Annotated in this window: 17 protein-coding genes; all 17 read right to left on the reverse strand. The window is 36.7% G+C overall.

What is annotated here, in order from left to right; all coding sequences use genetic code 11:
- Window positions 1-71 precede the first annotated feature (71 nt).
- The 17 genes from GI584_RS23135 to GI584_RS23215 all read right to left on the reverse strand — a co-directional run bounded on the left by GI584_RS23135 (window position 72) and on the right by GI584_RS23215 (window position 12,827).
- The gene (locus GI584_RS23135) at window positions 72-656 is read right to left on the reverse strand and encodes a bifunctional transcriptional activator/DNA repair enzyme AdaA (RefSeq protein ID WP_153792786.1); all 585 of its coding nucleotides are present in this window, start codon (window positions 654-656) and stop codon (window positions 72-74) included.
- Complete coding sequence (locus GI584_RS23140) at window positions 640-1,926, reverse strand: APC family permease (RefSeq protein ID WP_153792787.1); 1,287 nt, start codon at window positions 1,924-1,926, stop codon at window positions 640-642. Before GI584_RS23140 ends, GI584_RS23135 begins: the two co-directional genes overlap by 17 nt.
- 360 nt (window positions 1,927-2,286) lie before the next feature.
- A complete protein-coding gene (gvpU, locus tag GI584_RS23145; protein WP_153793058.1) occupies window positions 2,287-2,688 on the reverse strand; it encodes a gas vesicle accessory protein GvpU in 402 nt (133 codons plus the stop codon).
- Window positions 2,689-2,693: 5 nt separating this feature from the next.
- Window positions 2,694-3,281 carry a YtxH domain-containing protein gene (gvpT, locus tag GI584_RS23150; RefSeq protein ID WP_153792788.1) on the reverse strand — a complete coding sequence of 196 codons (588 nt, stop codon included), beginning with the start codon at window positions 3,279-3,281 and terminating at the stop codon, window positions 2,694-2,696.
- Window positions 3,282-3,298: 17 nt separating this feature from the next.
- Window positions 3,299-3,610: a gas vesicle protein gene (gene gvpJ, locus GI584_RS23155; RefSeq protein ID WP_100358515.1), complete on the reverse strand. Its 312-nt coding sequence runs from the start codon at window positions 3,608-3,610 to the stop codon at window positions 3,299-3,301.
- A gap of 23 nt (window positions 3,611-3,633) precedes the next feature.
- The gene (locus tag GI584_RS23160) at window positions 3,634-3,918 is read right to left on the reverse strand and encodes a gas vesicle protein K (RefSeq protein WP_073202322.1); all 285 of its coding nucleotides are present in this window, start codon (window positions 3,916-3,918) and stop codon (window positions 3,634-3,636) included.
- Entirely contained in the window at window positions 3,884-4,159 is a 276-nt protein-coding gene (locus tag GI584_RS23165) for a gas vesicle protein (protein ID WP_153792789.1), read from the reverse strand. Before GI584_RS23165 ends, GI584_RS23160 begins: the two co-directional genes overlap by 35 nt.
- A gap of 10 nt (window positions 4,160-4,169) precedes the next feature.
- Complete coding sequence (locus GI584_RS23170) at window positions 4,170-4,976, reverse strand: GvpL/GvpF family gas vesicle protein (RefSeq protein ID WP_153792790.1); 807 nt, start codon at window positions 4,974-4,976, stop codon at window positions 4,170-4,172.
- Between the two features lie 12 nt (window positions 4,977-4,988).
- Window positions 4,989-5,243, reverse strand: coding sequence for a gas vesicle protein GvpG (locus tag GI584_RS23175; RefSeq protein ID WP_153792791.1), 255 nt, complete (start codon window positions 5,241-5,243; stop codon window positions 4,989-4,991).
- Window positions 5,244-5,247: 4 nt separating this feature from the next.
- Window positions 5,248-6,015, reverse strand: a complete 768-nt coding sequence (locus GI584_RS23180) for a GvpL/GvpF family gas vesicle protein (RefSeq protein ID WP_153792792.1) — start codon at window positions 6,013-6,015, stop codon at window positions 5,248-5,250.
- Between the two features lie 18 nt (window positions 6,016-6,033).
- On the reverse strand, window positions 6,034-6,939 hold the full coding sequence (gene gvpN, locus GI584_RS23185) for a gas vesicle protein GvpN (RefSeq protein ID WP_100358510.1): 906 nt from the start codon (window positions 6,937-6,939) through the stop codon (window positions 6,034-6,036).
- Window positions 6,940-6,960: 21 nt separating this feature from the next.
- On the reverse strand, window positions 6,961-7,227 hold the full coding sequence (gene gvpO, locus GI584_RS23190; RefSeq protein WP_100358509.1) for a gas vesicle protein GvpO: 267 nt from the start codon (window positions 7,225-7,227) through the stop codon (window positions 6,961-6,963).
- Window positions 7,228-7,276: 49 nt separating this feature from the next.
- Complete coding sequence (gene gvpJ, locus GI584_RS23195; protein ID WP_073202329.1) at window positions 7,277-7,540, reverse strand: gas vesicle protein GvpJ; 264 nt, start codon at window positions 7,538-7,540, stop codon at window positions 7,277-7,279.
- A gap of 26 nt (window positions 7,541-7,566) precedes the next feature.
- Entirely contained in the window at window positions 7,567-8,028 is a 462-nt protein-coding gene (gene gvpQ / locus GI584_RS23200) for a gas vesicle protein GvpQ (RefSeq protein ID WP_153792793.1), read from the reverse strand.
- A 23-nt stretch (window positions 8,029-8,051) separates the two neighbouring features.
- Window positions 8,052-8,474 carry a hypothetical protein gene (locus GI584_RS23205; RefSeq protein WP_153792794.1) on the reverse strand — a complete coding sequence of 141 codons (423 nt, stop codon included), beginning with the start codon at window positions 8,472-8,474 and terminating at the stop codon, window positions 8,052-8,054.
- A 16-nt stretch (window positions 8,475-8,490) separates the two neighbouring features.
- Complete coding sequence (gvpJ, locus tag GI584_RS23210; RefSeq protein ID WP_100358506.1) at window positions 8,491-8,742, reverse strand: gas vesicle protein GvpJ; 252 nt, start codon at window positions 8,740-8,742, stop codon at window positions 8,491-8,493.
- 701 nt (window positions 8,743-9,443) lie between these two features.
- Complete coding sequence (locus tag GI584_RS23215; RefSeq protein WP_153792795.1) at window positions 9,444-12,827, reverse strand: LamG-like jellyroll fold domain-containing protein; 3,384 nt, start codon at window positions 12,825-12,827, stop codon at window positions 9,444-9,446.
- Window positions 12,828-13,020 lie beyond the last annotated feature (193 nt).

Below are 13,020 nucleotides of genomic sequence, written 5' to 3' on the forward strand. Positions count from 1 at the left end.
ATTAATACAACATGTGTAACATTTTGAATCCAATAACTATGTCTTTTAATCTTTGACCTAATTTTGAATTCTTAATAAGTTGTTGTTTCTACATAATTGGCTTGAAATTGACTCGGTGAGAGTCCAGTGCTACGTTTAAACGCATTATAAAAGCTCGAAATGCTTTTATAACCTATTTGATAACCAACTTCTGTACTATTTAAGGCGGTTGTGAGAAGAAGCGCTTTCGCCTTCTCGATTCTGACTTTTTCCAAAAACATACGTGGCGTATATCCAGTCCTGTCCTTAAAGAGTCGATTCAAATGGAAACGGCTGACCCCTACATCTGATGCTATATCATGTAGATGAATGTTTTTCCAGTAATTATTTTCTATAATCCCCTTAGTATCCTCTATTATCGATTCGAGTGGGTCATAATTTTTTATTTTTAGATCGGGGCGGCATCTTTTACAGGGACGATACCCTGCTTTTTCGGCATTGACAGCATTTTTAAAAAAGGATACATTTTTATACTTTGGGGTTTTTGATCTACAAGATGGCCGACAAAAAATCCCCGTTGTCTTTATCGCATAAAAAAACTTCCCATCATATTCAGGGTTACATGTAACGGTTGCTTCCCACATGGTTTCCTTAGAAATCTTATTTTGGTCCCACATTAGATTTTAACACTTCCTTATCGAAAGAAATCCTCTTAACAAAAACCATATAAATCACATATAAAGCCACGACAATTAACGGAGCGAAAATGTATAATTGAAAAAATGGAATCACTAGTAAACATAAAATTAAAGATACTAACGACGTCCACCAATCCAGCTTGTTCTTCTTAAACAATTTAACACCTGCTGCCATCGAAAAAACGTAAACTAAAATTCCGAGAGAAGTCGGGATAAACAAAATATCGTTAAATGTTAGTGATAGGACCTCTGTTACTACAACACCTGCTACCGCAAAACAAACAACAAATAAAACCATCCGTCTAGGAATTTGAGTTGTTGTATGCAGTCTGGAGAAAACTTTTGGAAAAGCACCATCTCTACTTAACGAATACCCTAGTTGAATTAGACTGGCTACAAATGCATTCACTGTTCCTGTACAAATGATTAACGCTAATACAGCCGTAACAACTTTAGCACCTATTCCCACTGTTTCTTCCATTATAACACCAATAGGAGATAGGTTGCTTTCTTTACTTCCATAGGTAGCTGTTCCAATAGTGACAAGGCTTAACGCCAAGAACAATATGCCAATGACAACTGCACTAACAACCGTACTTTTTACAATTTCTTTTTCCGGCCTTTTAAAGTTATTCGCCAGACTACAAATCGCCTCCCAACCGAAAAAAGACCAAAAAATAATGGTTATAGCACTTCCAACAGAAAACCATCCGTTCGGAACAAATGGGGTAAAATTATTCCATTGTATATATGGTAACGACACAAATATAGTTAACAATAAAAGCACCAGTAAACAAGTACTTAAAATCAACGCGACTTTACCACTGACTGTTACACCATAATAATTTGAAACTCCTGCAATCGCCAAAAGGAGGATGGCAATTAGTGTGGTTTCAAAATGTGAAAATCCAAATGCATTACTAACATAAAAAGCACCAGTTAAGGATACAATCGTTTGTCCTACTGCTGCTGTTACAAAGTAAAACCAGCCGACAATATTGCCAAGATGATATCCAAAAGAATTTCTAACAAAAGTTGCAGCTCCACCAGCATCCGGATATTTTCGAGCCAAACTCGCAAATGTGTAAGCAAGTGGAAAACTTATTAAAATCACGATAAGCCACGATATAATGGAAGCAGGACCAGCAATTGAGGCCGTAACCCCTGACACAAAAAGAACGCCTGACCCCAAAACAGCTGCAATGTATAACGCAATTCCTTGAAATAATCCAATAGATTTATTGTCCATAATCCTCTCACCCCTTTTTCTATATTTAGCGTACCAAGGAAGAGGTGAGAATTCTTCCTGTTTTTTGCGGTTTAATCCTTTAACAACATGATTAAAATATTTTTCTGTGATTAGTTTATCATGTCATCTCATCGCTAGTGTTTTTATGATTTTTTGGAGTGCCTGTCTGTTTTACTTTTCTTACTTATATGAGCCAAAGTAAAATGAGTTTGTTACAATTGGGCAAGATGAATATTTAAGAGGAATTGCTAATTTGATGTTTTTAAACATCTAGGCAAAAAATTAGATCTAATTAGACTTAACAACTCTAATTAGATCTATTTATCTGCTCTAGTGTATAATTGTATGTTTTTCTGATGATTATTTGGAATTGCTTGTACTTGAGCTTGATTTAGATTCAGCTATCTTTCCTAGAAAAAAGCCGTCAATTTCGCTTAACTTTCCTCTCCAAATTATATTACCTTTAGAAGGGGTGGATTTACTGTCACCACAATACACTTTTGTATTTTTTAAATGGATAAAGCTCACTGACTCATTTGTACTTGTCTCAGCCCCTTCACTTGCTTGTACTAATTGTTCACTGATTTTTTTTGATACTTCATTACCATCCTCGAAGGCCTCACTTAACTCTTCAAAGTATTCCTGGGCTGAAATAGTTGTGCCCGAAACAAGAGCTCCATTGACATTTAAAGTTATCTCTAGGTTAAAATCATGTTTATTTGTAGCTTGTACAAAAAAACCAAGAATAGAGTCGGTACTCATTGATTTCACTCCTCTTTCTCATCAGATTTTGTGTCATCATTATTAGAAACAGCTGTATCGGTTGGCTCTGTTTCTTCTGCTTTTTTACTGTTCTTATTGGTTGTTTTATTTCTTGGCTTTTTAGTACTATTTGATCGCTGACTACTTTGCTTTTTGGCGGTGGTATTGTTTTCTCTCGCTGAAGAAATTTGATTTAATTTCTCTTCAAGATCTTGTAATCTTTCACGCAATACCTTGTTTTCTTCCTTCAATTCTAAGTAACTCTCTTCGTTTACTAATTCAGTTGTTACGTCATCGTTCGATTCTTCTTGCTCATTTTGATCATCCGTAAAGACCGTAGAATCTTTTACACGTTGATAAGCATTCTGTGTTTTCTGTTTTCCTGCCTCTTTTAACTCAGATACTTTTCCTTTTGTTGCTTTTCCTAAATTCTTGCCTTTTTCTTTCCATTCGGTATCATTGATACGAGCAATAAGTTTTTTGCTATTTTCGGATGTTGCAAGATAGCCAATTGTAGCTCCTACTACCCCTCCAGTAATTGTTCTCTTAAGTGGGGCTTTGTTGTATTCCTTCACTGATTGTTCTTCTCTCATTATTCACCACTCCTATTTTAGTTTTTGGTACTTGTATTGATCGCTTTTTCCAACTGATTTAGTCGCTCTTGAAGCTGTTTATTTTCTTCTTCTAAAGCTTTGGTGTGTTCAGTTGCTTTTGAACTCAGATAAGGATCCGTCTCCCACCAATCCATACCAATTTCCTTCGCTTTATCTACTGAGGCTACGATTAACCTTATTTTGATCGTTAACAATTCCACATCTGCAATTCCTACAGAAATATCCCCAGCTATCACCACTCCTTTGTCCAGTATCTTATCTAATACATCAACAATCGTATTGGACTGAATTGGATGTTCTACTGGCATAGCCATTCACCTCCAATTTTTCATTACATTAGCTTGCCTAAAGGACCTAGGTCAATATTTAAATCCTCTGCTTCCAGACCAAAAACTTCCTTTAGCTCTTCCATTTTTTCTTCTAGATTCATTAAAGCAACACCTAGGTTCTCTATTTGTTCTTCTGTTAAATTGCCTCCCTCAACTCTTCTCATGGCATGCCGTTCAACTATTTGTCGTAATAGCTCTATTACTGTCATAACAAGCTGTGCAAGTCCTTCTTCAGCATTATCAGGATCGAGATTAATCCGACCATCTTTCTGATTCGCTGGTTGCATGGGACAGATCCCTCCTTTGACTGTCAAATTGTTGGGAAGAAATTACACTAGAATCATTTTCCCTTGATTGTACAAGTTTTTCTACGGATGAAATCAATACCCGTAAATCTAAATAGACGAGGTCGACTCCTGCTATGGAAATAATTAAGTCTCCTTTTATAGCAATTCCTTTATCAAGGATCACATCTAAAATATCAATCAATGCGATATCCTTGTTTTCGACAGATTCCTTTATCGGCATTACTATTCCCTCACTTTAAATCGGAAAAATGATAGGCAGGCCAAGGACCCGATAATTCTAAGGTAAAGCCTCGCTTCTCTACCGACTTTTCTATTTGTTCCATTTTATCTTTTAAAAGTTCTACCATTGGTCTATCCAGGAAATACACACTATTCCAGCACATATTCTCCTTACGACCTGTCATTTCCTTATTCCAATTTTTCTTAATGGTTGCCTCTATTGCAAACTGGTTCATTTGCTCATGGATTTCTTCACAGATCTGGTTCTTTTCCTTTTCCAATTCATCTTCCATTAGCCTGTCTATTTTTTTCATTTCAAAAAAACGGCGTCCTGGTGATAGTTGACTAATTTCTTTTTTCTTTGCTTCTATAGTTGAACTATACTGACTTATATCTTCTTTTAACTCCTCATCATCACAGTAGATTTTTAGATTCCATTCTTCTTTTTCTTTCAAATTTTCTAAGACATTTATCATCTTTTCCTTTTTCGGTTCTACTGTCTGATGGAGTCTTTCTTCATTTTTATAAATAGTACAAAACTGTAAAGGGATTAATGTGTACGTATGATTAAGATTCATAATGGTATGATGATGATGAAGAGCCTTTTGTTGAAGCCACTCCATATCATTTTCGGTTTTTTCTTGCAGTGCCTTCTCAGAAAACTCATTTTCGTCAAGTCCACAAACTACCGCTTCCATAGATCCGACTGGAACCGTATAAATGCTTCCTTTGTCATCAAAACCTTTCATTTTTGGTATAGGTTTATCCTTTGATTCATTTTCTGGAATAAATCCGTATAGATAAATTAATTGTTCCACTCTCTCACCTCATTACTTCCTCTCGGTCATCCGTTGCCACTGCTCCATTTCTATCCGCTTAGCTTGTTCATAGCGAGCCAACAATTCCTCTTCCTGTTTCTGATAATCTACCTCAGGTATTTCTCCTTGCTCATACATCGTTTGTAAGTAAACAAGCTTTCGCTGAATGGTTGAAAGATCATAGAATTCTTTATCTGCCTCTTCCTTTACCTTCTCTCCAATCTTGGTTAGGACATCGATAGGTGCTGTCACGATTTTCTGCAACATTTGATTAACTCTCCTCCACTGTCAATCGAATATTAACAAAATTATATGCTGGCCACGGGCCACTGTATTTAAAATCTACTTTATCCTTCCATTTTTCATGTGCTTCGTTAACCAATTGATCAAACTCCGTTTCTTTGTTACGATCCACTAAAAAGGATGCATTTAGAAGCATTTTTTCACCAACCGGATCATTTATTTTTGATGCTTCTGCACTATCATCAAGAGGAGTATAAACATCTTGTTCTATTTCTTTAATGATCGAAGCAAAGATTTCCTGCGTTGCCCCACCTAACTGAATTCGTTCATAATATCCTGCGTCCTCTGTTTTCCCTCTTAATTGTTCCGTTAACTTCTCTACTTTCTCACTGGCATGAACCTCCGACTTGAGCCAATCTGTTTTTCCGATAACCTTCAATCCTAGCTCCATTTTCCCTTTAATTGCGGGAAAAAGCTCTTCTAATTGTGGATAGAGGTTTTCCAGCAATATTTCTACATCCTCCACTGAGTGAAATACATTCCCAAAGCTGATAGGAATAACTGTGTCTTTCTCTGCCATAACCTTAGAAATTAACTGCTGATGCATCATCAGATTCTCTTTATTTGGATGATAGATTTTCATCGGGACCCTAGCTGCAATCATAGCTGCGTCTTTATAATGTATCGTGAAGGTAGATCTCTCTTCCTTGTCTAACAGAATATTCCCGAAATCTTCTTTTTCATTTGTCTGAATTCCACAGAAAATATATATACCATTCTCTTGTTGCTCTGTCATCGTCTATACTCCTTCTCATCACGTAGTTTTCTTACATAGTCTGCAAATAAGATCGTTTGCATCGGCATGCGCCATTTCTAGACCCTGAACAACTGAATGTCCTAACAAATCCATGCACAATTGTTGAAAATTTTGATTAGCTCCTTCAATTGCTATGTCATTATTTTTTGCTATCTTGGCTATTTGTATCGATGTTCTGAGGCTAGGAGCGCCAGTTCTTTCATGAAATTCTTCTCGCACATTTTGCACCAAACTCGAAATGATAGTAGCTTCATCCTTTTCTAAACCTGTTTTTTCACTTAAAATAAATGCTTCTTCCTGCTTATCCTTAAAACCAACATATAAGGTTATCAATCTATCTAATAAGGCATCCTGTGTTTGGTAGACACCCGCATATTCATTAGGGTTACTGGTAAATATCACCTTAAACTTAGGGTGCACCTTTACATACGGCCGGTTGGACTTTAGGCCATATAAAGGCAATACTCCTTCTTCCAAAATCGATAGAAAAATGTTATTCGTTGCTGGACGAGAACGGGAAAATTCATCATAAATGAGCGTATATCCGTTCTTCACCGCTTCAAGCAAACGACCATCTTTCCATGATTCCGTTACGGTTTCATCTTTTTTATATACAGATCTGACATATTGATCAACTACCTTTGAACTCGTATAGCCACTAAAGCTACCAATTAAATCTTTATTGTCCAATTCATGATTACCATGCATCAGCATAACTGGTCGTTTTAGTTTATTTGCTAATGTGATCGCAATCGATGTCTTACCTGAACCAGAGGGACCTGTAAAATGGATAGGATATCCTGCTTTAATATATTTTAAGGATCTTGTAATTAGTGATTTGGTCAACTCATCTTGGATAAAAGCATTGTTGTTTGTTGTAACTCTCTCGTTTAATACAGTCATCTCCTTTTCCCTCCATCCACTTTAGCTCTCCACTCCAATCGCACTTCTGTAGCGAAGTTCCATTCTCTTATACGAGGTTATTTCTTTATCTTCATCTAGCAAAACTTCATATGTTCCTAACATTTCATCCTTTGCGTATTTCTTCATATACTCTTTTTCTTCCAACACTTCAATTTGCACTCTCCAACCACCTTCTTCAAGCGTTTCTACTGAAGTAATTTTATGTGGCAAGGCTATATTCTCTTGAAAGAAATCCTTGACATTTTTCATTATTTCTTTGATTTCCATGTGTTACCTCCTCTGACTGTGAAAGTGAGGGCTATGGGAGCCTTCAACTCTAAAAGCTAAAAGGCGTTTCACTTCGTTCATTTTGCTGTGAAGGTAATCCCTCTTCTTCCACTTCATCTCTTAAGAGACCTACAGCTTCCGCATAACGTAACCATGTGTCGACACTTGCGATAACAACCCGTGCCTCCACCGTTAATATTTCAATTCCTACCACTGATACTCTTGCAAATGCATCAATCACTATACCCTTGTCTAAAATCCTATCAATTACTTCTGCTAGACTTGAACTATCTGTCGTTTTTTGAATGGCCATGGTTCATTCTCCTTTAATAAAAATTTTTATGAGCCTAATTTTTTAATATCCTTAGATGATTTAATTCTTGTAGAACTTTTTATATCACTTGCTCCTTTAATATCCATAGAACTCTTAATATGTTGAATACCTTTGACATCCTGATAGCTTTTTACCTTTTTATTATTATTACTGGAGGAAATATCCTCCTGAAAGTTTTTCCCCGCCTCTTTCACTTTTGCTAGTTTTTCTCGTACGGATAATAATACATCCTGTACCTTCTCTTTCGCTTCCTCTGCATTTCCATGCACCTTTTCTGCATTTTGCTCCTTTGCTTCTTGTAATTTAGCAGAGGCATGTTCTGCTTTATCTTGTATTTTCTCCTCTATTTTCTCTGTTGTCTTTTCTTTCATTTTGTCTATTGCCTTTTCTTTTAAAGGCTTAGGTGACTTTTCGAAAGCAGTTTCTGCCACTTTTTTAGCCGTTTTTTTAATGGGATTATTTTCCATTGAATCCTCCTTTAATCTTTCGGCTAATCATTAACATGAAGAAGCTCATCTAGCTTTTTTTCTATTTGATCTAAACGTTGATTAATTTGCTTGTTTTCTTGTTTTACCACTTCATATTGTGAGTCTTCTTCCGTCCTATTTTGTTCCGATTCATGAGAAGACTTACCTGAAAGTCGATTTTTTGCCTTATTCAAGTAATCGGGTGCTGCCTGTTGTACAACTGCCATCGCCTGATGGGCAATGAGTTGTTGTACATTTCTACATAACTCTTTCGCAATTATTTGCCCAGTTTCTGAGTGTTGCACGCGCCGGTAAAGCTTTTGAGCAGTCCCTGGAATAGATAATAATCCAACTCCCGCTCCTACAACTCCACCCATTAAGATATATCCTATCGAACCTTGACTACTGTCCTGATTTTTTGATTGTTGAATCTCTTGTTCTGCCATAAGTAACCTCCTCTTTTTAGATACTTAATCCTATATTACTCCTGCTTTTATCGCCTTCTTCTTCCACCTCATCACGAAGCAGTCCAACTGCTTCAGCATATCTCAACCACGTATCAACACTTGCGATCACGATTCTAGCATCTACCGTTAATACCTCAATCCCTACAAGTGAAACTCTTGCATAAGCATCGATGACAATTCCTTTATCCAATATTCGGTCAATCACTTCTGCTAGACTTGAGCTGTCTGTTGTTTTTTGTATGCTCATCCGAGATACCTCCTTAGCTAAAATGACCATTTCCATTTGCGAAGTTATTTATCACTACCACCCTAAGCCACCATTTAAAACATGGTTTGGATAGTTAAGGAAAACATTTGGTAATCATTCCATCTATTTTTACAATTTCGCAATATTTTGTAATAGAAAAAGTGAGATATATTGCGCCTTCTCTTTGTTAAACTAAACTCTTCTATAAGCGTTTATTACAAATTCTTTACTTTTATTATTTATTTGTTTCATTGTGTCTATAGAAAATAGAAAGGGAGATTTGTAAAATGATAAACAATGATTGGGGGTGATGATTTGCTAATAATCAATCGTACTAGTCTGGAATACATATGATTATTTTATGGTAAGAATCAAAAAGTTAACGAAGGGGGTCTCTTAATGTTAAGAGATTTATGGTAAAGGCAGTTGCACCTATAAAAATGAAGATGAATGTTCCATCTTTCCAAAAAAGGTTAAATATTCAGTGGTTTTAGCATTGGGGATTTCTTCACTAGCATGATCTCCACCTCTTTATCCAGGAACTTTTGTTCTTTTATGTCCTATTGATTGAAAGAAGTCTATATATATATGAATAATCGGACAATGGAGATGGCATAAGCCATCCTTGTCCGAAGGCAATTCAGCTCCTAATACCGATAAAAGAACCCCCTGACTACTTAACCAAGGGGTTCACACTACATTTAATTAGCAGTATTTTTTCTTTCTCTTACCGTTAAGAACGCACCTACACCTATGGCCAATAATAATAGCCCTAGTGCCAACCAATTATATTGATTTGTAGCAGTTTCTGGTAAGGTTTCTCCATCGCCTTCTGTTTGATCATCATTGTCTGATGAACTATCATCGCCTGTTTCATCGTTATTTTCTGTTGAACCATCGTCTTCTGCTCTACCTTCATTGTCTGATGGATCATTGCTACCTGTTCCATTTTCGTCTTCTGAGGAACCATCATCACTTGTTCCGTCACCTGCTACTTCAAATACACCATAGATACTGAAGTGAGATACATCTGCTCCCACTTCAGCAGTTGCACTATCTATACTTTCAGGTATGATTTCTTCTATTTGTTCACCATTCTCATTAACATAGACTACTATTAGGTTATCCCAATTCTTAACTTTTTCTTCGTCGACTTTAAATGTTAATGTGACTGGTGAGTCAAAGCTTATATCCTCACCATTAGATGTTAATGTGAAATCATACAAGTCACTTACCGCATTCGTATTTTTCGACTTAATGGTTTCCGATACCTCTCCCAATTCAAATACAATATCCTCTTTACCTTTCAGAATCGATACCGGGATTTTCACTTGGACATTCTCCAATTGTAATACAATAAAAGCTGTTTCATCTAACTGATCAACCACTTCTTTTTTGATAATGGTTTTCTTAGTGTCTACATTCGTTTGATAAACATTATTAACTTTCTCTAAATCAGCTACTTTACTGATAACTTTGTCTTCAGCTTCCTGGCCATCTTCTCCATTTTCAGATGATTCATCATCTTCACCTGTTCCGGTATTTTCGTAAAGAGCTTGAACTTCTTCTGCTGGAAGTACTAGTCCATCATAGACACGAACTTCATCCATTAAACCTTTAAACGGAGTGTCCCAAAAGTTCACACCTAAACTAAATTGTGCATCTACCGTAGTAAAGACATCAGGGAAATTGTTATCAGAGAACTTCTCTTCCCCATTAATATATACTTTTGCTTCTCCTTCATTTACAGTAAAAGCAAAGTGTGACCACTCTCCTGTAGGAATAATAGAATCGGATGTTGCATCATACCAGTCATCGCCATTATGAGACCACACCTTAGTAACGTTTTGTGCATTAGGTACAAGGCTGATCCAATTATTTTCCGTTCTAGCACCAAAAAATGTTGTTGTAAATTCGGTAATTTCCTCTGGCTTCATCCATAAAGAAATAGAATATTGATCACTAGCAATTAAACCATCTGCCAACTTCAATCCTGATTCGCCATCGAATTTCGCAGCCTGACCAACGATACCGTCAGCAAAGGTAATCTCACCACCTGTATTATTGATACGATCGCCAGTGACAGTAGCATCTTCTTGATTACCAGAGCGATCTGAAAATCCATCACTGAAATCATAAAAGGCTGATAAGCCACCTTCCCCTTTTGCCGGAACAGTTACCGTTACAGTCAACGTTTCCGTGATCTCGCCTAAAGTGAGCGTTGCTGTCAATTCTACATTGGCATCTTCAGAACCAAATGGCGGTCTATTAACAGCGCCCTCTGTTGATATAACTTCTGGATAAGAAGATTCCCACGTAATTTCCGTTCCTTGTGTTGCCAATGTCGGTAATGTTATATCTGCAATTGCACGTTCTGGAAGGCTTTCATTTAATTCTTGTTTAATACCATCTACAACTTCTTGATCGTTTTTACTTTCTACATGACTTCCCCAAACCACAACACCTTCATTGGACATTGCACTAAACGTCATGACCCACTCGTCAGATGTCGGATCATATTGACGAATGAACACACCATCGTATGTTTCGTCATCAACTGTCAATTCAACTCTGTAATCATCATAGAGCTCCCATGTCCCTGTAACAGCACCAGTGACAGTCTGGTCCTCATTTAATTTTACCCATGTCGATTCTGTTAACTCACCTGTAATTTCCTTACCATGGTTAATATATTTATAGTCCCCAATTACATCTGTTTCTGAAACTGCTTCTATTTCTTCCCCTGCATAGTGATATGGCGTTGGTACTGGCCAATCATCACTATTTTTAAACGTTTGATGTACACGAACTTCATGCATTTCTCCTTCTTGAGGAAAACGTGTATGGGTAACAATAAACTCTTTTCCAAGATCTTCGTCAATTAAATAAGAGTTGTGGCCTGGCGCCATATATCCAGTACCTACTCCTGAACCTTCTTCACCAAGGTCTCTCTTAAACAGGAAGTTCCCCATCATTTTATTACCAATTTCTTTATGATCATCATTACCAGGGAAATTACCTACACCTATATCAAAACTTTCAGGAAAAACAGCCTCATTACCTGCTGCATCTACATAAGGACCGTCAATGCTTTCTGATCTAAATTGTCTCATTTGATAGCCACCATCAGAAGCTAGCCCACCATACGTAATATAGAGGTAATAATAACCAGTATCTTCATCATAAACTGCATAAGTTCCCTCACCTGATCTTCCATATCCACCAGCAATCTTCGTGCCATAATATCGATCAATCATTCTACCATCAGAAGTTTCTCCATCTTCTCCCGGGTAGATCGGTGTACCAGTTTCTTTATCCAATTCTAAAATAAACGTACCACCTGACCATGAACCATAGGTCATATATAGGTCACCATTCTCATCATAGAGAATATTCGCATCGATTGCATTGGTATATAGCGCATTGTTGAAGTTACCTTCATCGGTAAACCAATCCGGATTTACGTCATCGATAACACCTTCATCAATAAGGTCAGAGATATTAGTATTTTCCCAATGCTTATTAACATCACTATTATTGTCATAGCTTTCGTAATTCGTAAAACCAGAATACATAATAGTGTCCGTATATTCATATGGCCCTTCGATATTTTTTGATACCGCTATACCGATAGCTGAGCGGATATAAGTAGAGGAAACACTATAATGTAACATATAAGCACCTGTTGAACCATCTTCCCAAACATAGTCTTTGTTCCAGAAGATATCTGGCGCCCATACGGCAAAGCCTCCTGTACTATCAGCATCATCTTCCCCTGCCCATTCAAATGATTCCGCAAGATTAGAAGATAAGTCACCATAAATCGGATTATTCTCAGGAGTTTGGTATTCCCGATCTACTATAGAATTCCAGTTACTTAAATCAGTTGATTTAGCAACCGCTATATGCGAACCAAACACGTAATAAGTACCATCATCACCCTTAATAATAGATGGATCATGTACAGAAGCACGGTCAAAATCTTTAGTTTCTGGATTCGTTTGCTCTTCACCGAGCACAGTACTCGGTATAATGAACATCAGTAAAAGGCCAATCATTGCTATTCTTTTTTTAAAACTTATCATTATTGCTCTTCTCCTTTCACTTACCTATTTTGTAAGCGTGGTCATTTTCTTAAAATATAAGTTTTTTTCGAAATTGCTATTACCTTGATGTCTAGATACTCCTTGCGTTACTCTAATATCCATGTTTAGTAGAATTTTAGAATAAATTCTTTTAAATGCATTAAGATCATTTAACACTACTGTTTCTATATAT

Source organism: Gracilibacillus salitolerans (genome assembly GCF_009650095.1).
Lineage (GTDB): Bacteria > Bacillota > Bacilli > Bacillales > Amphibacillaceae > Gracilibacillus > Gracilibacillus salitolerans.